19 protein-coding genes are annotated in these 21,393 nt (G+C 42.6%); 8 read left to right on the forward strand and 11 right to left on the reverse strand.

The window, feature by feature from the left end; translation table 11 throughout:
• Positions 1–164 precede the first annotated feature (164 nt).
• Positions 165–935: a hypothetical protein gene (locus ACK8P5_RS06000; protein WP_422660066.1), complete on the forward strand. Its 771-nt coding sequence runs from the start codon at positions 165–167 to the stop codon at positions 933–935.
• An 86-nt stretch (positions 936–1,021) separates the two neighbouring features.
• Positions 1,022–1,612, forward strand: coding sequence for a TetR/AcrR family transcriptional regulator (locus ACK8P5_RS06005; protein WP_422660067.1), 591 nt, complete (start codon positions 1,022–1,024; stop codon positions 1,610–1,612).
• Positions 1,613–1,661: 49 nt separating this feature from the next.
• Here the strand turns inward: ACK8P5_RS06005 and ACK8P5_RS06010 are convergent, their stop codons facing one another.
• Complete coding sequence (locus tag ACK8P5_RS06010) at positions 1,662–2,258, reverse strand: M15 family metallopeptidase (protein WP_422660068.1); 597 nt, start codon at positions 2,256–2,258, stop codon at positions 1,662–1,664.
• A gap of 399 nt (positions 2,259–2,657) precedes the next feature.
• On the opposite strand from ACK8P5_RS06010, the gene ACK8P5_RS06015 reads away from it, so the two are divergent.
• Positions 2,658–3,185 (forward strand): hypothetical protein, encoded by a 528-nt coding sequence (locus ACK8P5_RS06015; protein WP_422660069.1) that lies wholly within the window; start codon positions 2,658–2,660, stop codon positions 3,183–3,185.
• Between the two features lie 118 nt (positions 3,186–3,303).
• Here ACK8P5_RS06015 and ACK8P5_RS06020 read toward each other — a convergent pair whose 3' ends face one another.
• The 3 genes from ACK8P5_RS06020 to ACK8P5_RS06030 all read right to left on the reverse strand — a co-directional run bounded on the left by ACK8P5_RS06020 (position 3,304) and on the right by ACK8P5_RS06030 (position 6,371).
• On the reverse strand, positions 3,304–4,494 hold the full coding sequence (locus tag ACK8P5_RS06020; RefSeq protein WP_422660070.1) for a MalY/PatB family protein: 1,191 nt from the start codon (positions 4,492–4,494) through the stop codon (positions 3,304–3,306).
• A gap of 30 nt (positions 4,495–4,524) precedes the next feature.
• Positions 4,525–5,448: an AEC family transporter gene (locus ACK8P5_RS06025; protein WP_422661390.1), complete on the reverse strand. Its 924-nt coding sequence runs from the start codon at positions 5,446–5,448 to the stop codon at positions 4,525–4,527.
• Between the two features lie 203 nt (positions 5,449–5,651).
• The gene (locus ACK8P5_RS06030; protein WP_422660071.1) at positions 5,652–6,371 is read right to left on the reverse strand and encodes a 3-ketoacyl-ACP reductase; all 720 of its coding nucleotides are present in this window, start codon (positions 6,369–6,371) and stop codon (positions 5,652–5,654) included.
• A 168-nt stretch (positions 6,372–6,539) separates the two neighbouring features.
• Between ACK8P5_RS06030 and ACK8P5_RS06035 the strand changes: the two genes are divergently transcribed.
• Complete coding sequence (locus ACK8P5_RS06035; RefSeq protein ID WP_422660072.1) at positions 6,540–8,684, forward strand: class I SAM-dependent methyltransferase; 2,145 nt, start codon at positions 6,540–6,542, stop codon at positions 8,682–8,684.
• Between the two features lie 76 nt (positions 8,685–8,760).
• On the opposite strand, the gene ACK8P5_RS06040 is transcribed toward ACK8P5_RS06035, so the two are convergent.
• From ACK8P5_RS06040 to ACK8P5_RS06050, 3 genes are all read right to left on the reverse strand, one after another.
• On the reverse strand, positions 8,761–9,468 hold the full coding sequence (locus ACK8P5_RS06040; RefSeq protein WP_422660073.1) for a peptidylprolyl isomerase: 708 nt from the start codon (positions 9,466–9,468) through the stop codon (positions 8,761–8,763).
• Positions 9,469–9,654: 186 nt separating this feature from the next.
• Positions 9,655–10,047, reverse strand: a complete 393-nt coding sequence (locus ACK8P5_RS06045; RefSeq protein WP_422660074.1) for a hypothetical protein — start codon at positions 10,045–10,047, stop codon at positions 9,655–9,657.
• A gap of 324 nt (positions 10,048–10,371) precedes the next feature.
• Positions 10,372–10,875, reverse strand: coding sequence for a hypothetical protein (locus ACK8P5_RS06050; RefSeq protein ID WP_422660075.1), 504 nt, complete (start codon positions 10,873–10,875; stop codon positions 10,372–10,374).
• A gap of 213 nt (positions 10,876–11,088) precedes the next feature.
• Between ACK8P5_RS06050 and ACK8P5_RS06055 the strand changes: the two genes are divergently transcribed.
• The gene (locus ACK8P5_RS06055) at positions 11,089–12,543 is read left to right on the forward strand and encodes a SulP family inorganic anion transporter (protein WP_422660076.1); all 1,455 of its coding nucleotides are present in this window, start codon (positions 11,089–11,091) and stop codon (positions 12,541–12,543) included.
• A 76-nt stretch (positions 12,544–12,619) separates the two neighbouring features.
• On the opposite strand, the gene ACK8P5_RS06060 is transcribed toward ACK8P5_RS06055, so the two are convergent.
• On the reverse strand, positions 12,620–13,336 hold the full coding sequence (locus tag ACK8P5_RS06060) for an aspartate/glutamate racemase family protein (RefSeq protein WP_422660077.1): 717 nt from the start codon (positions 13,334–13,336) through the stop codon (positions 12,620–12,622).
• Positions 13,329–14,810: a UDP-N-acetylmuramoyl-L-alanyl-D-glutamate--2,6-diaminopimelate ligase gene (locus ACK8P5_RS06065; protein ID WP_422660078.1), complete on the reverse strand. Its 1,482-nt coding sequence runs from the start codon at positions 14,808–14,810 to the stop codon at positions 13,329–13,331. The genes ACK8P5_RS06060 and ACK8P5_RS06065 overlap by 8 nt, the downstream gene beginning before the upstream one ends.
• Before the next feature lie 246 nt (positions 14,811–15,056).
• Between ACK8P5_RS06065 and ACK8P5_RS06070 the strand changes: the two genes are divergently transcribed.
• Positions 15,057–16,991, forward strand: coding sequence for an ATP-binding protein (locus ACK8P5_RS06070; RefSeq protein WP_422660079.1), 1,935 nt, complete (start codon positions 15,057–15,059; stop codon positions 16,989–16,991).
• Positions 16,992–17,178: 187 nt separating this feature from the next.
• Positions 17,179–19,071: an ATP-binding protein gene (locus ACK8P5_RS06075; protein WP_422660080.1), complete on the forward strand. Its 1,893-nt coding sequence runs from the start codon at positions 17,179–17,181 to the stop codon at positions 19,069–19,071.
• Positions 19,072–19,166: 95 nt separating this feature from the next.
• Here the strand turns inward: ACK8P5_RS06075 and ACK8P5_RS06080 are convergent, their stop codons facing one another.
• Entirely contained in the window at positions 19,167–19,406 is a 240-nt protein-coding gene (locus tag ACK8P5_RS06080) for an NHLP leader peptide family RiPP precursor (RefSeq protein ID WP_422660081.1), read from the reverse strand.
• Between the two features lie 68 nt (positions 19,407–19,474).
• Positions 19,475–20,428, reverse strand: a complete 954-nt coding sequence (locus ACK8P5_RS06085) for a class 1 isoprenoid biosynthesis enzyme (RefSeq protein ID WP_422660082.1) — start codon at positions 20,426–20,428, stop codon at positions 19,475–19,477.
• Positions 20,429–20,639: 211 nt separating this feature from the next.
• On the opposite strand from ACK8P5_RS06085, the gene ACK8P5_RS06090 reads away from it, so the two are divergent.
• The gene (locus tag ACK8P5_RS06090) at positions 20,640–21,335 is read left to right on the forward strand and encodes a general stress protein (RefSeq protein ID WP_422660083.1); all 696 of its coding nucleotides are present in this window, start codon (positions 20,640–20,642) and stop codon (positions 21,333–21,335) included.
• Positions 21,336–21,393 lie beyond the last annotated feature (58 nt).

The following is a 21,393-nucleotide window of genomic DNA, read 5'->3' on the forward strand; positions in this document are numbered from 1 at the left end:
AACTTAACGTTAAAAGGTTTTCGGATCAATGTAAAGTCGGGCAGGAGATATATTGAAATGGAGGTGTCCTTCAGCGTGCTGCTATACAGGACTATTGTACCTTTTTATAAAAATACATATAATGGAACACTAGAGAAGTACTTACTATTAAGGAAGGGATACCAATGGTTAGAAAATTTGGTTTATTGTTATTGGGACTGATTGTAGCTAGCACAATGATACTTTATTTGGAGGGAAGTCCAACAGCTAATCGTTGGATGGAAGTTGTAGAGAGGAAGCTAAGAGAGCCAAAGATTGATAGTCTTATCATGTCACAACCTAAGATAACAGAGAAAGAGACGATTAGCTTTCTTGGTAAACCGACTGAAATTGATCGGAGTGGAGAGATATTAATTAGCTATGAGGCGATTGAAAAGATCAATTCACGAATGCTGAAGCAGCTTATTAGTGACAAAGACAAAGAGAAAGGTTTGGAGATTTATGGTTCTTCCCAGTATAGCGGCAGATTTCTAGCCGTGTATGATGTGATTGATTCGCTTCCGGCCACCGTTAATCGGCATTTGAAGAATCATGTACTTGAGAATCGGTGGGGGCCAGATCATGATAACATTCAAATTGATTTAGAGGGGTACTCTATATTTTTGTATTATTTTAAAAATGATGACGGAAGCTACCAAAAGATCTCTAACGTCCTCTGGATCCCATCCGAGTTAAAGGACCAAGAGCTTCAGTATGAACGATATGAGGAGCAGTTGGATCTTGAAATAGGGCCTGATTATTCGGTTAACAACGAGTTTTTGGATGTTTTTTCTCGCTCAGACATGGAGATGCAGAACAGAGAACAAAGACGAGAGCGAATTTATAAATTGCGAGATCGCTACATAACGAAAGACACTCTCGGAGCAAGCGCAATCCTTCCTTTCAAAGAAAATTAACCGCTTTCAATCGTTCTAGCATCCACAGCAAGCATGATTGGTATATAATGATTACACAACTAGATAAAGACGGAGGTTTGATAGCTTTGCGAAAAAAAGGTGCAAACGGACAAGAAAGTAGAGCGAGACTGCTCACAGTTGCGGCAAGTGAATTTGCGCGGTCTGGTTATCACAAAACAAAGATCAGCACCATTGTTTCTCGGGCCGGACTAACCCAGCCGTCGTTTTACCTTTATTTTGAAAGTAAAGAGGCTGTGTTTAATGAACTAATGGATAAATTTCGCTCACAGCTAAAGGAACTAGTAATAGATAGTAGGTTGGAGGCGGGAATTAGCCGAGAAGATATTCCTTCTCGAATTAGAGCCATACTTAGCAACTTATTTGGATTTTTAGAGCAAGACCCGGATTTGACCCAGATCGGGTTTTTCATAGGTGAAGATGCAGAAGAGATTAAGGAAGAACTCACTAGCATACTTGCGCATAATTTGAGGGCTGAACAGGCAGAAGGATATTTTCAACAGGACCTTGATATGACGATTGTTGCAGAATGTCTAGTGGGAGCAATTGAAAGATTGACGTTACAGGAGCTGCTTAGCGGTAAGCGGACGGCAGATGAACTGGCACATCAGGTAGTGAATTTATATTTGTTCGGCATTCGTGCACATCGAGAATCATAAACAAGAGGGGACCTTCATGTAACAGGTCCCCTCTTGTTTATCGTCCGCTCTATTGCTCTGCCTCCAACGATTCATGTGAATCCACAGGAGGGCGTTTCCCCCTCTTTAACTCTCGCAAAGACAGACCGAAGTCCATCTGAAGGTGTGGATAGTCGGGGAAGTTCGTCCAATCGCCGCCCCACTCGAAGCCGAGATCCTTAGCAATAGCTACGACCTCTAACCAGTCGGATTTACCATTTCCATTACCGTCATACTCCATATCCCAGATCACACTCCCATCCTTCAAGCGGAGGGCGAAGTCGATAGCAAGACCGTAATTATGCAGCGATTCACCTGCTCTGGCGTTCGTTACAATATTTCCTTCGCTGCTTCTTCCTTTGCTATACAGGCGGTTCTGCTCATCATCACTTCGATAACCATCCGTAATCATTATTCGAATACCGATTTCCCGAGCGTGTGCCACAAGTTTATTCTTCTGGGCGAGCACTACAGGATGGATATCGGTAACAGGAGTGGGATCCTCCTCATTTATATCGGGCAAAATATCTGGTAAAGACGTTGATAACTGCATATATAAAATAGCAAGCAAAATAGCAATAAAGATAAATAATGTCGATCTCGATCTTCTGCGTTTGACTTGTGCCATATCGTCTCTAAGTTACCTACTTTCATCGTTGATACGTTTATAACGATTATATCGGTTATTTAGTCTTCATTCCAATAGAGTGATTTTCCATGTTTATTCTCAGAATCTACGATCAGTTAGCCTTTTTACATAGAGATGCTATATTGTACAGACCGTTTCTATATGCAAGCATAAGATAGATTAAGCCACCACAAGATATACATCCTCCCGCTCTTCTGATCCTGTTAGCCAGTGCCCGCTTCAAACGGGTGCTGGCATTTTTCTTATGTATAGTCTGTAAGGAATATACGGATATAGAAATCGTATGAAAGCTCGATAGAATTTCATGCATAATGAAGCAATAATTTTTGCATGCTAATGGTAATTACACGTTATCTGGATTTGAAAGGGGAGACTTAAATGACTAGTATTCAATCCATAGCAAACAGATTGGGTCAAGTATCCGGAATGCTATCAGAGATACAGCAGAGTGGAAGTGCAGAGCAGCTGGAGGCAGTGCTGAATGATTTGGGGCAGATGGATGCAGAATTGAAGAGTGCTCAGGCAGAATTCACGCCCGAAACATCAGAAACGATGAGGCAAGATTTGGTTCATTGCCGAATGGCACTTCACGGTATGCTAAGCCTCGTATCAGATATTCGTTCGGAGACGGCTGAGCGATATCGTCAAGTATTGGGGGAGCAAAAAACTTCTTTCGAGCAGATGGATGAGTCTACGCAGCAGGGTGCTCATCCTGAGGCTTATCAACACAGACAGATGTTTAAACAGATGGATGTAGTCAGCAGTCAGCTTCATCAGCTGAATGTTGCCATGATGGATGCAGGGTTTCAGGCCGGACGTGGCCAGCAGAGCGACATCGAGATAAGTTACGGGGACAGCGTGATGAATGATCCAACAGCTGGAACAGATTCCACGAGTTACTCCTAAGGACGGAGTATTAGTCAAGTGGTACTCTGGATAATGGATCTAGAAGATAAACTTAATATGATACCAAAACAAAGGAAGAGGGTGCTAGGTTAATAAACCTAACGCACCCTCTTATACATTAACCTTCTTTACGCCACTGCTGAACAGCTGTGTGAAGACGAGACATCGCTTCTTGCGCCGTAGCACGTGTACAAGCGACATTCATACGCATGAATCCTTCCGCGTTCTTCCCGAAAGTGATACCGTTATTCATGCCGATTTTAGCTTTCTGAACTAGAAAACGGTTCAAGTCTTCTTGGGCCATCCCGAGACCCCTGAAATCGATAAAGAGGAGGTATGTGGCTTCGGGCAGCGTAACTTTCACTTCAGGAATATGCTGCTCTAAATAGTCTTTGATATACTCCATGTTTCCACGCAAGTAGGTCAGCAAACCATCAAGCCACTCTCCACCTTCACGGTAGGCAGCTTCCGTAGCGGCCGCACCCATGGGTGTGATGGACCCGAGCGCATATTTTTGGAGTGCTTTCTCGAATCGGCGGCGAAGCTTATCATTCGGAATAATGATGTTCGCTGTATTCAGCCCAGCGATATTGAATGTTTTGCTTGGGGCTGTGCAGATGAAAGAGCGATTCATAGCATCCTCAGAAAGAGCGGCGAATGGTGTGTGAGATCCTGCTTGATAAATCAGATCAGCGTGAATTTCATCCGATACCACGAGCACATCATATTGTTCACAGAGTGCAGCCAGACGAGAAAGTTCCTCCCGCGTCCATACTCGACCTACCGGATTATGAGGACTACATAGGATGATCATTTTTACGCGGCCACCGGAAAGGCTTCGCTCAAGATCTTCAAAATCCATCTCATAATCACCCTGATCATTCACCTGTAGTGGATTCAGTACAAGCTCTCGTCCATGATCCTTAACGACACTGTAGAAAGGCGGATATACCGGGGTCTGGATAATCACCTGATCATCAGGCTCTGTAAAGGATTCAACGATCAGGCTCAGTGCCGGTACGACACCGGGACAGAATTGAATCCACTGTGGTTGAATACTCCAGTTATGACGTACATTCATCCAGTTGGATATCGCTTCGCGGTACGAATCAGTTTGAAGCGTATAACCGAAAACACCATGTTCCACGCGGTTATGCATTGCCCGAACAACGGCCGGAGGTGCTGCGAAATCCATATCTGCCACCCACATGGGAAGTGCATCTTCAACGCCGAATATGGCGGGGATGTGATCCCATTTCAGTGAAGCGGTACGGCTGCGGTCAATAGTTAAGTCAAAATCAAATTTCATTCAATCTCCTCCAAGCGATGACAAGTGTGATTAAGCTACAAGTTTGGCAATAGATATTAAGCCGGTAATTGTAATAACGTTCAGAATGGTTGACAGAAGTACAGTCTGTGCTGCAAAGTCGGGTTCATTCTGATATTCTTCCGCAAGAATGGATGTATTTACTCCTACTGGCATACCTGATGCAATAATGAGGGCTTGAGCTGGAATTCCTTTGAGTCCAAGTGCAAATACAATAAGTACACCGATTGCAGGTGCAACAAGCAGCCGCAGAGCTACGCTTAAGTATACATCAAGTCGACGCAGTCGCAGTGGATACTTGATAATCTGAGCCCCAAGCGTTAGTAGAGCGATGGCGACCAGAGATTGATCGGCATAGATCAGTGGCCGAGAAACAAAGACCGGAAGTGGAACGGCAAGGGCATGCAGTAATAACCCTAGAATGAGAGCGTAGGGAACCGGCATTTTTAGAAATCCGATAATAGCATGTCGATATAATCCTTGTGTTTTGGCCCCTTGAATAGAAATAACCCCAAAGGTAAAGGTAAGCAGACTTTGCAGGGACATGATCAGCGCTTGTACAGAGCTGGCGAGAGGGTCCCCTTTAAACGCAAGGTCATTGATTGGTAGTCCGTAGTTTCCTGCATTGTCGAGAATAAGGCTGTTCGTAAAGGCGGCTCTCATGCCAGGACTAAATTTGCGGCGTGCAGCCGTCAGGCGCCCAATGAGATAGAGAGCAAATACATATATCGCATAGAACAGTGTGACCGTTCCAAGCAGCTTTGGCGACATTTCAGATTCATACATGCTCATGAATACAGCGGCCGGGGTGATGTAATAAAAATTGATCTTGGCCAGTGTGTATAGATCTAGTTGAAACGCCCGCTGCATGAGGATGCCGAAACCGATCAGGACAAAAATGGGTAGAACCACTTCAAGAAGGATGTCGGTGATCATAAAGGTGTTGTTCATCTTCTTTCTATTAACATAAGGCTATGTAAGCACCCAGTCATTATATCACGGTAATTCTGTTTGCACACCGTAAGAAGTGCATAATTCTGCATGATTGAAGATAAGAAAATGGCATATAAAAACCGCCTGATACCCTTAGAAGAGTATAGACGGTTAATCGATTTAAGAATTAAATCAGGTATAGAATCTTACTGTGGATTGGTTGTCCAAATCCCAGCCGTTTTAACGAATACACGAGAAGGGAGTTTTAGGGTAGCTAGCGCCAATTCAGCAACATCCTCTGGCTGCATCATATGGTCCTCACTACCAATCTTCAGCCCTGCATTAACAGCGAGGTCTGTATTAACGGTACTAGGCGTCAATGCAGTAACTCGGATGTTATGTTTACGAACCTCTTGCAGTACTGCTTCAGTCAGACCCATAACAGCAAATTTGGAGGCATTGTATGCTGAACCTGTAGCAAATCCACGCTCTCCGGCTGTGGAAGAAATATTGATGACATCACCTTTTTGGTGCTCGATCATACCAGGAAGCACGGCACGAAGCATATGATAAGTACCCATCAGGTTAACATCCACGATACGCTTCCATTGTTCAGGCTCCATATCGAGCAAATTGCCGAACTGCGCAATACCTGCATTGTTTATAAGAATGTCGATAGCGCCGAGTTCTTGACTGATCGTAGCAAAAGCGGCTTCCGCTTCGCTCTGTATCGAAATATCAGCAATGGTGGCGACTGCCTTGACGCCATATTGTTCTGTAACGAGCTTTCCTAGGGATTCAAGATCAGATGCAGTCCGGGCAACGAGACCGAGATGTACCCCTTCCTTCGCAAGGGCGAGCGCTAGTGCACGTCCAATTCCTTTACCTGCTCCGGTGATGATAGCTGTTTTATTTTTTAAGCTCATATCCGTTCACTCCTTAATTAACATACTATGGTTTCAGTTACAGTATAACTCGGAGAATACCCTGATACCAAATCAGCGGTTATTCATCTATTCTATTCTGTTATAATCAGAATCGACATGAATTGGGAGTGGGTCTTATTATGTTGATTCAAGGAGTGTGGATATCAGATGTTAGATTCACTTGGCGCAATATCTGCTTACAGGCAGGGAGATTTATCCGTTACTGAGAAATATGAATGGCTTAAATATATCGTTTCAGCAGAAGAACAAATTGTGAACCTGGAGCGTATCACATCAATCAGTGAGCTGGCTGGCGCGAATCCAGTACTTGATTATGTGGAGAGGACACTACGAATTCTGGATGATCTCTCGGTTTCGTTTTGGATCAGAGAGCTGCTGGAGGAAGTGCTTGTCTGGTCTGAGACGGCTAAGGGCGGCACGATGCGAGAGAGGATGAAGTGGCAGGCATCGGGTGTGAATCTGTTTGTTCATAATCAAGGCTCGGGGGAGCTATATGCCAGATATATTCAGGATCATCATGGGGATATGAACTTACGGCACAAGGTCATTCATACCCTTATTACAACCCATGGACTTGTGGGTCAGTATATTCGGGGTGAAATTGTTTTTAGCGAGAATCATAGCTTAACACAGCTTGTTAAGGCAGGGTATCTAACTGCAGACGAGCTTATCAGGCTACTAATCCCTCTTAATCGCTGTATTCTGAGCGGGGTATCTGAAGAGTTGTGGCATACCGTAGAGAGCGAGACAAGTCAGATTGTTATAGCGATTGCTGAGGGAAGAGAACCGGAGGAGCGTACATATATCAAGCGATTGGAGCGACTGAGGTCAGGAAGTATCCGGCAAGGTGAAGCTTTTTCTTCAGAAATATCTCAAATTGAGGCGAAGATAGATTTACCTGCTATTTTGTTACCACTTGGTAATCTGACCTTATGGTTCGTGGAAGCGGCATTACAGGACTACTCTGTAGAGGAGTTTATGAAGGTGATGCTCATTAGTTTAAATGGTGAGATTGAGCAGCACCCAAAGAATCTGGATATGTTGTCAGCATCCATCACGGATCGTATGAAGCAAGAGCAAGGCAAGTCTGTCCGTCATCTAAGCTTTGAACCCTTGATGAATGAGATGTATTACGATTATAAAGGGTTTAAGAAGCTGAATGTGTACAAAAAGAGGATGATTGAGCAGTATTTGCGTCAGATGAGTTGGGATTCATGTCTTAAGGGCATTCCGGGTGATAACCCGCATCTGCGTTACCGAATGGAGCAGAAAGAAGGTCTTGAGGACACTATCTTTTTTACCTTTGAATTTTCACGTGCAGCAGAGAAATTAATTGAGTTCTGTATTGAAGCCGAGAAATCTCCGCTTTATGAAAAGGCAGTTCTGATGCTCTTTGACCTGTTTGGTCTTCGGAGAGATGCTTATGATCGTTTTCATAACGAGGATACTTATTTGCAGGATATGAATAGCTCAGGCGATTATAAAAAAGTTATTCTGGACTATATTGCCGGCACCCGTGTGGTCGATATCGGTCCGGGTGGAGGTATTCTGCTGGATCTCATTGAAGAGGAGATGCCTCATGTTCATGCGGTTGGAATTGATATTTCATCCAATGTGATTGAGACGCTTGAGAAAAGAAAGCGACTGGAAGCACGTAGATGGGATGTTGTAAAAGGTGATGCTTTGAATCTTAGGGAGGATTTAGAGCCGGGAAGCGTGGATACGGTCATTTTTTCGTCTATACTACATGAGTTATATTCGTATATTGAGTATGAAGGTTGCCGGTTCAATCCCGATACAGTTATAGCGGCGCTGAGAAGCGCTTACGAAATCCTATCGCCAGGTGGCCGGATCATCATCCGTGATGGGATCAAGACAGAGCCCGAAGAGATCGTTCGTCGTATCCGTTTCCTCGAAGAGGATGGGATGCAGTGGCTGCTGCGTTATGTCGAAGATTTTAAAGGCAGAACGATTAGATATGAGGCACTTTCCGACAATGAGGTTCAAATGCCTATAAATGATGCGATGGAGTTCTTGTATACATATACATGGGGGGAAGAGGCCTATGTTCATGAGGTACAGGAGCAGTTTGGGTATTTTACACCGTCACAGTACGAATCTGTCATAAGAGAAGCAATCGGACATGAAGCGAAGATCGTGGTATGTGAACACTTCCTACAAGCAGGTTATACAGAGGCCCTACTTGGGCGTATTGAATTTATGGATGTATCCGGTCATCCCGTATCTCTTCCAGATAGCACATGCCTGATTGTGATCGAAAAGCCTGAATAGAACCTATCTCATAAAAAAAAGAGGACAATGCTGCACCGATGCAGGCTTGTCCTCTTTGTGATGTGTAGCAACTGAATTATTTCTTTTCAGGTTCTGGATACTCTTTACCAAGGGTATCGACTGTTACTTTCTTCATGGTTGGTAGTGGATCAGGACGGTCATTAGCATCTGTAGGAAGAGCAGCAATTTCATCTACGACTTCAATGCCTTCGATTACTTTACCAAACGCAGCATATTGAGTATCCAAGGACGGGGAGTCAGCGTGCATAATAAAGAACTGAGAGCCAGCAGAGTCTGGTTCTCCGGTTCTAGCCATCGAGAGAACCCCGCGAGTATGCTTCAGATCATTCTGGAATCCGTTCGAGGTGAACTCGCCCGCAATACTATAGTCAGGACCGCCTGCACCCGTTCCATCTGGATCGCCACCTTGGATCATAAAGCCTGGAATAACACGGTGGAAGATTACCCCATCATAAAAGCCTTTCTTCACTAAAGAAATAAAGTTGTTAACGGTATTTGGGGCTACTTCTGGATAAAGTTCAAGCTTGATGGTCTTGCCGCTATCCATTTCGATCGTTACGATGGGGTGGCTTGCTTCAGGATCAGGTACGACCTTCTTCGCAGCAGGTTCTTCTGTTGAAGGTGTTTCGGTCGTAGACGTTCCGCTTGCATTACTGTTATTATCGCTTGCATTTCGATTTTCGTCTTGACCACAGCCACTCAAGATCAAGAGCAGGGTCATCATAGACACGAGAACGAGCATTAACTTATTCTTTTGTTTCATTTCGTTAGTTCCCCCTAAGAGTATGGTTCATGTTTGTTATCTTATCACATGTAAAGCTTTACCGAAAATGCCACAGAGGGACTATATCTGCATTTGCATGAAAAAATTCCCGATCCTAATTCAGGACCGGGAATATGGAGTATCACCTGCATTCATGTCATATTCATCATTTTGATTCGTTGGTCGTTATTGTACAAGATAAATCCCTTCAACTTTGTTTAGTGGAAATAGGATTCGGGAAGGAGTCTTTCCCTTTCCTTGCAGTTCGATGAAATCGGAGCCGATTCGAACAAGCCGAATCCGGTTGAAGGCTTTTCCACTTGAAAATGTTGTTCGTACACCAACCAGAATGCTGCGGTGGGGAGGCTTAGTATCGAATACACGGATTGAATTAAGGCTAGACGGAACAAATAGTTCACCCTGAACCTGAATGAAATTAGTTTTATATACAGCTTCCAGCCGTCCAGGTTCAAGTCCTGTATTCGGTGCGTTAATCTCAACAAGATGCCCTTTAAGCATGGCAAGCCGCTGTTGAAGCGTGAGAAGGCGTTTGCCCTGTAATGCCAGGATTCTATTCATGCATATCATCCTTCCATGGTCATATGCATTATTGTATGATGCCGGCATCTGCTTGGGTGACAGACCCTGGCTTTTCTTTATTCGAATAGATGTTGAAATGCTGTCTATACTGGGTACTAACGAACGAATGTAAGAGGGGGAGCAACCGATGGAGAAGCAGGGGAATATTTGGACCGGATTGATGTGGGGAACCTTAATTGGTGTTTTATTATGGATTGCGATTCTCGGATTGCTCAGCTTTATATGGTAGACAAGCGTTATTCAGCAAAAAGAGCAAAGAACTACCCACATTGAAGGGGTTGTTCTTTGCTCTTTTTGCTTTTTCTAGAAATCATCAGGTAACTTGCGTTCATTCTCGTCATCTACGCCACCTACACCATTGAGCAGGTCAATCCCATGTTGATCTATACCGCCCGGAACAGCGGGATCTACAGGGCTACCGGCATGAAGCTCATCTGCATCGGGTACATCTTCTAGTGTCGTTTCAGTCGGCTCTACGTCTAAGGATTGAGTGGATTTATCTGCGAACACCTCATCATGGCGGATGCCATTATCCTGCTCAAATGCTGTATTATTAACAGGGGTTCGACGCGGATAAGTCTCATTCGCTTCTGAACCAAGTGAGAAGGAGGTATCTGCAGGTCCAGCGACATTCTGACTAAACCCGCTATGGTCCGCATCCTCTCGACTTAGGCTCTGACTTGTAGTAGTTCCTACATGTTTAGATTCATCTTCAGGAATGTCAGTCATGGGTTCAAGAGGATTCATGCTTTCGTTCTGCTTATATACTAAGTCTGCATAGGTACTCCGATTTAACTCATCTCGCATGATGTACATCTCCCTTCTGAATATCATTCCAATTTCGTATAGTAGGATTTTACCCTGTAATGCGGATTTGAATCCTTCGTTTTCCATATTTCCTCTATTAATCTATGTCATTTTTTCTGAAATTCTGTATAATCGAAAAAGTGTCTATCCGGCCCCGACAATCCTGAGAGTGGAGCGTCAATAACAACATATACAGAAGGAGTGAGCTTTACTTTGTTTCAAGCTATTCAACAAGGTTTTTTTAGCAATACACGCAAGGATCTTCTCTCTGGATTAACGGTAGCTTTTGCCCTAATTCCAGAAGCAATTGCGTTTTCTATTATGGCTGGTGTGGACCCAATGGTAGGATTATACGCCTCATTTGTCATTGCTGTGACGATTTCGTTCGTTGGAGGCCGTCCCGGAATGATCTCAGCTGCGACTGGAGCGATGGCTTCTCTGATGGGACCGCTAGTCGCTAAGCACGGGATCGAGTATCTTTTTGCTGCAACTGTACTCACCGGGATCATCCAATGGTTACTCGGTATTTTAAAATTCGGGCGCGTGATTACGTTTGTTCCTCAGTCTGTTATTACGGGGTTCGTTAACTCGCTTGCTATTATAGTATTTATGGCTCAGCTTCCGAACTTTCAAGGTGAATCCTTGCCGATGTATGTTATGGTGGCGGGAACGCTACTCATCATTTATTTATTTCCACGCTTTACAAAAGCAGTGCCTTCGGCTCTGGTTGCTATTATTGTTATGACAATAATTTCGGTGGCATTCAAAGTACCGGTAGCAACGGTAGGAGATATGGGGAATCTCACACAGTCGCTTCCGTTCTTTCATCTACCCCAGGTTCCTCTCCATTGGGATATGTTGATGACGGTATTACCCATCTCCCTAGCACTAGCTGTAGTTGGGATTACGGAATCATTACTGACAGCGTCACTAGTAGATGAACTAACTGAAACAAGCAGTGACAAGAATCGTGAAATTCGTGGGCAAGGGATTGCTAATATTTTCACTGGATTCTTTGGAGGAATGGCGGGATGTGCAATGATTGGACAGACAGTTATTAATGTTAAATCAGGTGGGCGTACCCGACTATCCACATTCGTATCCGGTGTATTTCTTCTATTTCTGATTATTGTGCTGGGAGGGGTTGTACAGCAGATCCCTATGGCTGCGCTTGTAGGTGTCATGTTCATGGTATCGTTCGGTACGTTTGATTGGAGTTCGATTCGCAACCTTCATAGAATCCCGAGAAGTGATGCGGTTGTTATGATCACTACAGTGGTGATTGTGGTAGCAACCTCAAATCTAGCTATTGGTGTTGTTATTGGGATAATTCTTAGTGCAGTTAACTTTGGATGGAGAATCTCTCGTCTGGATGCAACTTACCATGAGGGTTCGAATGGGGCAAAAGTGTATGAAATTAAGGGGCAACTGTTCTTTGGAACCATGAGTTATTTTGTTAGTCTATTTCGAGTTCATGAAGACCCGGATGAAGTGATTATTGATTTCTCTCATTCCCATGTGTGGGATCATTCAGCCACTAGCGCTATTGCTAAGGTTATAGATAAATATAATAGTGCAGGAAAGCGAGTTAGGCTGATTGGTTTGAATCAAGAAAGCGAGGAACTAGTCGATAAGGCTGGATTGAAGCCGGGCGAAGTACATGTATAAACGGCTAACTTAGACATAAGTCATAATAAAGAGCACCTCTCACTTAACCGAGAGGTGCTCTTTATTATGACTGCCGTTATTTAACGGAAGCTATATTTTTACCGGATAATGAAATAGATTGATTGACGAGAACTTCCATTGCATCAATAGAACATTCTTTATAGAAATCACTCAGTTCAATACAAGAAAGTTCTGTGCATGCAAGGATAACACACTGGCAATGCTCTTCATACACTAGGTGATGGATAAGTGCTTCGAGTTTACCAGGGTCCACGTTTTTGTGACCTTTTACATCGTTATAAATAATATCCATGACTTTCTGTTGAAGGGAAGCATCAGGCTCATAGAGAGACATATTATAGCGTTCACAGGTATCCCGATAGATTCCAGTACGAACCGTTCCATTTGTGGCCAAGAGTCCGATCTTGCTACCATCACCATATCGTCTGTGGATTTCTTGCACTGTCTCATCCACCATATTAATGATATTGATCGAGGTCATCTGCTGCATTTCGTTATAGAAATAATGGGATGTATTGCATGGAATAGCGATGTTCGCGACGCCAGCTAGTTCAAGTAGCTTGAAATCTTTCTCTACCGCGTCTAGGAAACGTTCACTACGTCCTTCTAAGATGACTTGGGTTCGATCGGGTAGGGTAGCATGATTCAGTATGATCATATCAATATGATCCTGGTCACGCTCGGCCTCCGTACTCTCTATCAACTTCTCAAAAAAAACTGAGGTTGCCTGAGGTCCCATACCCCCGATGATGCCTAATTTTTTATTATCCATTATTCAACAACTGCCTCTTTTTGAATTCATTCACTATCTCTGCCTCGTTAAAAGGAATTTCTGTTGTACCAATCACCTGAGTCGTTTCATGACCTTTCCCGCTAATCAGGACGATGTCATCTTTTTGACTGATGGAGAGCGCATACTCGATGGCTTCTTTGCGGTCAACAATGGCTTTATATGAGCCGCCTGTCTCATCTATGGAAGCCGCAATCTCAGCAATGATCGCATCTGGATCCTGATCCTTAGGGTTGTCCGATGTGATGATAGAGAGATCTGCATGTTTAGCAGCCACTTTCCCCATAGAACTGCGTTTATCATGTCCAAGCTCACCTGCTGCAGCATAGACACCGAATACGAGTATGATACGACCTTTAGCATAAGGACGAAGTGTTTGTAAGGCTTTTTCTAGACTGTCCTCGGTATGTGCAAAGTCAACAATGACCAAGCTGTCGTCGTCTTTATAGACAACCTCCATACGACCCTTAATGCTTTCAACGGCTTGAATACCATCCTTAATTACTTCAAGGTCGATGTTGTTGCAATAAGCGCAAGCGATGGCTGCAAGGGCGTTCAGAACATAGATTTTGCCTGGAAGATTCACTTTGATTTCGATAACTCCGGTTGGTGTATGTGCTGTGAACATCGTAGAATCAATGAAATAGCGGATATCTGTGGCGTATATATCAGCTTTGTTATCGACTCCATACGTTATTAGCTTGGTATCGTAGTTCTTGACCTTATCGATTAGTCTTCTACCATAGGGGTCATCGATATTAATGATGTTATAATCAGTCGTTAAGTCAAATAACATGGCTTTTGCTTCAAAATATTCTTCCATACTGTTATGAAGTTCCAGATGGTCTGGAGTTAGATTGGTGAATATACCCGTATGAAAGCGGCTATAAGCCACACGTTTCAGACTTAGTGCATGGGAAGATACCTCCATAACACAATGACTGACATTCGAACTTACCATCTCAGCAAAAATTTGTTGCAAATAAAGAGATTCTGGAGTCGTGTTTTTGTTTTTCTTCAGCTGATCGTTAATGATCGTCCCAATCGTACCAATGATACCTACGTTTTTGTCAGCCTGTTCAAGGATCGATTTCATGAAATAACTAATCGAAGTTTTTCCGTTCGTACCGGTAATTCCGATCATGTTCAGTTTATTTGTAGGTGTTTCATAAAAATTAGAGGATAGGAGTGCAAGAGCGTCACGTGTATCCCGTACTTTAAGTACGGTAATTGCTTCGTCTACCTGAATGTCTTTCTCAACAACGAGGACGGTTGCTCCTTGATTGATGGCTTTGGGAATAAAGTTATGGCCATCGACAGTGAAACCTGACACAGCAACAAAAACACTGTTCTGCTTCACTTCCCGGGAATCGAAGGCGACCGCCTCCACTTCAATATTCAGATCACCTTTAACGAGTTCAAATTCAAGATCTTTCACTATGGAAGTCAACCGCAAGGGGGACAGCTCCTTTCCTTATTTATTATCTTCTATAAGTTCTCTTGAGTATATTAATAAGACGATATCAACTAATAATAATACTTCTTCATAACTTAGATTACAAATAGATTTGAATGACTGGGAGAATTTAAATAACAGCTTGCTGATTTCATGATATATTTATAGAAGCTAGGCCAATGAAGGAATGCAGATTTGAATGATTGATGTTTTAGGACTACGAACGGGGGTAGAGGTGCTAACCGAATGAAGGCTGTGCCTAAATATTTCGTCGTATTGATTATGATTGTTCTTCCAGCACTACTCTTGCAGTTGTTCATGCCACCGATCGTCGAAGGGAAAGCTTCTTCCTATACTTTCGTTCCGGACTGGCAAGTGAAGTGGGAGACAGTAATTCCAGAAATAATGACTCCAGCAGCGGTGAGAAACTCACAGGATTGGTTGAATGTAAAGGAACAAGGTGATTCCTCTAAGCCGGAGGATGCCGTATCCGCTTGGTTCCGATTTACTCTTCCGAGAGAGCTGTTGATTCAACCTGCGATTTTACTCGGACGAATAAATGGAAAAGACGTTTTGGCTTTTATTGAGGATGAGCCTGTGTTTCAATCTAAACGCGATTATATGTATACGAATCATCGTTTACTTCTTCCGCTTTCCAATGAGGATATGGGAAAGACATTATACATATGGGTCGAGACACCGAGAGGTTCGACTGGCGTCGAAGGCCGTATGACGATTGGGGAATATGAGGATCTGCGGGGCGAGTTTATCCAGAAGGATCTGGGCGACTTTGTCATGGGCAGCACTTTTTTGTTTGTTGCTCTTGTGATGTTCTTTTGTTGTTTCTTTTTGCCAAGGCAGACATTATCCACATGGATGTCACTTAGTCTGGTCATATGTGCATGCGGCATTCAGCTCATTACGTATTCACCGTTTTTGTATACCTTTTACGGAGAATACGGAAAGATATGGGTCATACTGTTTGATATTTCTATTTTTGTGCTTATTCCAGCTTTAACGTTCTACTTTGAGAAAATATATGGCGTAGGTCCATATCATCTGATTCGATACATGAAAATATTTCACTTGGTCTATTCCATAGTTTGCTTCACGCTTATGTTCATCAATCAGATTACTGGAGATTTGTTCTATGGCACGTACTACTTAATTACCGTTAAGCTTCTAGGTATTATTATGATGATCCAGATGATCATACTCGTTGGAATCACGATTGCGTATACGGTTAAACGCAGCAAGGATGCCTACATCTTTACCATTGGATTCAGTTTACTAACCGCGGCAACTTTGGCTGATATGATTACCTTTTATGCGAGAAATGGAAATTATCTGTTCTATTTCTGGAAGTGGGGGGTACTCGCACTCATTATTTCGCTTATTGTTATGCTAGGTCGTAAGTTTGTTCGAAGTCATGAGCAAGTAGTCAGATATTCAAAGGAATTGGAGATGTTCAATAATGAACTTCAACGATCGGAGAAAATGGAGATCATTAGCGAGCTAGCCGCCTCTGTTGCTCATGAGGTCCGTAACCCTTTGCAGGTTACAAGAGGATTCATGCAGCTGCTCGGGGAACGATCGAATCAGTCTCAACAGGAGTACTTGAATTTGGCTCTGAAGGAACTCGATCGTGCTTCGGCGATCATTACGGATTTTCTTACCTTTGCAAAGCCTGAGCTTGAGCAGGTCTCGAAGCTGAATCTGTCAGAGGAACTACGACACGTGACAGGAATTCTGATGCCACTAGCGAACATCGGTGGCGGTACTATTAAACTGGATGTACCTGCAACGATACACATTATGGGGAACTCTTCTAAGTTGAAGCAGGCGATGGTCAACCTTGTTAAGAATAGTATTGAAGCTCTAAGTGGAGAAGGAATGATTAAAATCTGGGCCTATATTGAAAAAGGACAGGCGGTCATACATGTTCGAGATAATGGGATAGGTATGGACGTCGATGAACTTGCTAGGCTTGGAGAACCTTATTTCTCTAATAAGACGAAGGGAACAGGACTCGGGTTGATGGTTACCTTTCGGATTATTGAAGCCATGAAGGGGAAAATTCATTTTACAAGTCATAAAGGTATAGGGACTGAAGCTGTCATTCGTATTCCTATAGTTCCACATGATGAGGAGAAGTCGGATTTATTAGAGAATGATGCATAGATGAAGCGGGTCGCTTAAGGAATTATCTCTTGGGTGGCCTGCTTCATTTTTATGGTATCTCGTACATATTAGGAATAATTTCTCAAATTATTAGAAATTAGAAGGTGGACCGAGCCTTCATATCGAATTAATGTCAGAAATACATAGATGTTCATTCAAAAACGAATATAAACGATGGTCGAGGTGTATGATGAAATTTGCATTGAAGATTAGGGTGCTTGTATGGTGTCTGGTTACAGCTGCTCTATTCTGTGAATTTTCTAGCATGGCATACGGAGCACCGACAGAAATAAAGAGCATTCAAGATTGGGAAATGATTTGGAGTGATTCCTCTGAAGAAAACCCGGAACGTTTATCCTCTATTGTGGAGACAGGTGAGTGGTTTAAAGCAAATTCTGTTGTACACAAACCAACATCTAAGGATTCATTATGGATCAGGATAGATACTTCAGATATCAGCACCACGACCCCTGGCATTTTGCTTGATAACATTTCTGGCAAGCGTATTTCTATTTTTGCTGATGAAGACAAAATATTTGAATCTAGTCGGTCTTACAAATATCAAATGAACCAAATTTTACTCCCTCTGCACAAGGATTTATCCTCAAGTTATTTATACATATGGCTCGAACCAGCTAAGGAAGTCGTTAACATGCAGGATAAGATCTACGTGGGCGAATTCCATACGCTACTCACCCGATTTGTCAAAAACAATCTACTGGATATTATACTCGGAAGTATTTTTGTTTTAATAGCAATTGTGATGCTGATCTGGTCGTTTTTCCTGAATAAGCGATATAATGAAGCTGTTTTATCCCTCTCACTTGTAATTATGTCTGTAGGTATTCTCGTCTTTACATATTCCCCTTTCCTCTACACGCTTTTTGAGAATCATGGTAGAGCATTTACTCAATTCTATGATGTATCTTTATTAATTTTGTTGCCTAGCTTCAGCTTGTTCTTTGAGAATATATTTGGACCGGGATGTAAGGGAATACTTCGGAAATTCCGAAAATTCCAGATGGGGTATTCATTTTTTTGTCTATTGTTTCTATTCGTAAACTTTTTGTCCTCTGATCAGCTTTACGAAATGTATTACTTTTTTTCCGTTAAGGTACTTGGGATTATGATGATTGTTCAGTTCGTGCTACTCCTTGGAAGTTCGATGGTCTATGCTTTTAAAGGGAATAAGTCAGCTGTGATCTTTAACATTGGATTTGCGGTACTTGTAGGCATTGTTCTAGGCGAGTTATTCCGATTTTTTATAAGCGGCCGGGATTATCAGCTCTTCTTGTGGAAGTGGGGCGTTGCTGGGTTTGCTGGGGCATTGATCATTATTCTTGGTAGAGTGTTTGCGCAAAACCATGAACAGATTATCCGGTATTCAAAGGAATTAAAAATGTTTAATCATGAGCTTGAACGATCGGAAAAAATGGAGATTATTAGCGAGCTGGCAGCTTCCGTGGCGCATGAAGTTCGAAATCCACTTCAAGTAACAAGGGGTTTCCTACAGTTACTTCGTAATAAATCGATAGATTTAGAACGTGAATATTTAGATATGGCTATGGTTGAGTTAGACAGAGCTTCAGGTATTATTACAGACTTCCTGACCTTTGCTAAACCGGAATACGGAAAAGCATCTGTGCTCCAGGTGTCGGATGAGTTCAAGCATATTGAAGGGATTCTAACTCCATTAGCCCAAGTGCATGGGGGGAGGATTTCAATAGATATCCCTAGTGATATTTGCATCTATGGAAATTCATCCAAGTTTAAGCAAGCTCTAATTAACATTATTAAGAATAGTATTGAAGCGTTGGAACGAGAAGGACATATTCATATCCGTGCTTATTATAGACAGGAACAGGTATTCATTCATGTGAATGATGATGGAGAAGGCATGGATCCTGAAGTACTGATTAGACTTGGAGAACCGTATTTCTCTAACAAAACAAAGGGGACAGGCCTTGGTCTGATGGTCACTTTCCGGATTATCGAGGCAATGCGTGGGAAAATTCATTACAGCAGCAAAAAAGGAGTGGGGACGGAAGCCGTTATTTCACTTCCCGCAGCAGGTCGTTAATACCTGATCTGCGGGAAGTGGACGGCTCGTCCCCACTCCTTGTGTGTAGTGTAGATTATTATGTGAATACGATTTCGTTAATGCTTATGTAATTACTACCAGATGGCTTTCTCCTTAGCTTCTGATTTGATCACACCAGCTGGATTCGGTGGGATGACCAAGTAGAGCTCGTTCGAGTTTTCCTCAACTGTTCTTACTTGGATGTGATCTGGAATCATCACGCCAAGAACTTCCTTAATGGCGGATTTAGGATCGCTAAGCAATTTTGCCTTAAAGCTTGGATCCTCCCATGCTTTTTGAATCAATTGTGTTTGAAAGATGGCTTCTGTCGTCATTAGAATCACCCTTTCAAAATGGTTATTATTTACTCTAAAAGGATAACATGTAATTAATATAAAATCTATTATAATTTACTTAAAATAGACAGGTAATATTGTAATCCGCCATGTTCTAGCATTTTACGCCCATTCTTGATGTTGCTTGCTTCTGATATAAGTTCGTCCACCAAGGTTTTATGAAATGATATAACGTGTGGTGTATTAAGGCAGGAGTCGAGAAGTCGCTGATGAGTGGCAGATGCGATATTAGCATAATGATGAAGTATTTCGTGAAGAAAGATAGCTGAGTGTGCTTCTTCTGTGGTTAACAAGTGTGTACGTGGAAGATTGTTCTCTGATTTGATGAGTGATAGAAGACAGTTATAACTTCCATCGGTTAAATCTTGTTCATAGTCAGCCCAATCATCCATCATCTGAAGTGTGAGTAGGACATTATTCATAAGATCAGACGCTGCTGGAATGAGATCGGGGCGATTTCCAAGTAGTAAAGCGGCAGTGCTTCCAAGCTTAACGGGTGCAGCTTTTTTGGCAATTAGGAGAGGATTATCCCTAAAGTAATCATCAAGACTCTCGTGTATAACACCCTCGGACCATTCCTCTATATAATCTTTGAAATAGTTCCAAAATGGAGAATCAGCCGGAAATAAATTCAAGTAAGTATGGATGAATTCTGTGTGTAAGAGGTTTGCTAGTGCTAGCTGATGTTTCCACATACCTGCAGTGTAGTCGCTTGGGTGGGTGTCCATAATATCGTCTTGGATAAAAAAATAGAGCATTCCAAAGATATTGGCTGTTGAAAGAGTTCGATAGATATCAGGAGATAGCTGAGTCATGTCTTTCATCCAAAAGGGAAGTAGATAACAAATATAGTTCTTCGCGCTTCCTTCCTGAAATACATCGAATTTCTGCATATACCTTCTCCCTATTTCGTTAAGCGGAGGAGGAAATTCAGCAATTTTGGCAGTGCATATTGCAAAGACTTCCGACAAATCATGCTCATACGGTTTAAACCATTCCATGGCATCACAGCCTCTCCAGATTTGGTCTGAATATGCTAACTTGTTAGCTTAATAGTAGCACATATCCCATATATAGTTAAATATTTACAGAATGTAATGTTTGAATGATCTGATGTTTGATCGTTCCGGTATACGTTTAAGTTAGAGATGAGCAAGGGATATAAATAATTAAAAAAATGAAAATGAAAGATAATCTAGGGAGGTAATCATTATGACTCAGAGAATTGTTGGTGCATTCAGTACAGAACAGGAAGCTACTCGTGCAATTGAAGATTTGAAGCAACAAGGTTTCGGGACAGAAGACATCTCCGTTATAGCTAAAGATCATAAGGAAGTATCATCTATTAATGACGAGACAGGAACAAAAGCTCCAGAGGGGCTCGCATCTGGCGCAGCTACGGGCGGTGTATTAGGAGGGGTAACTGGATTACTCGCTGGTCTTGGCGCTTTGGCTATTCCAGGTATCGGACCTATTGTTGCGGCAGGTCCTATTGCGGCGACCCTAACGGGTGCAGCAGTTGGAGCGGGTGCAGGTGGTCTCGTTGGTGGTCTTATCGGACTCGGAATTCCAGAGGAAGAAGCTGAGGAGTATGACGAGTTCGTAGAGGAAGGTCGTATTCTAGTTCTGGTAGAGACGGATGATGATCGTTCAAATCACGTATATGAAACGTTCCGTCGAAACAACACATTGAATGAACATCATTATAACCATGGCAGAGAGTACACGGGAGTAGGAAAGAATATGGATTCTCGTGTTGATCCTGACATAGCTCAAGAGACTGCTCACGACCCCAACCTCTATCAAGGTCATGGTGCAGGGGCTGGCGGTGCGGCTCCCAAAGAACGTAATGTCTCAGATACTTCACATATGAATAACCTGAATAACCTGAATAATAAAAACTACTAGTCTATTAATAATGTACGATAAACGGTGTATTAAATTACAACAGTATCTGCTCGCTAAA

Origin of the sequence: Paenibacillus sp. EC2-1, assembly GCF_049311625.1 — a bacterium.
Lineage (GTDB): Bacteria > Bacillota > Bacilli > Paenibacillales > Paenibacillaceae > Paenibacillus_AQ.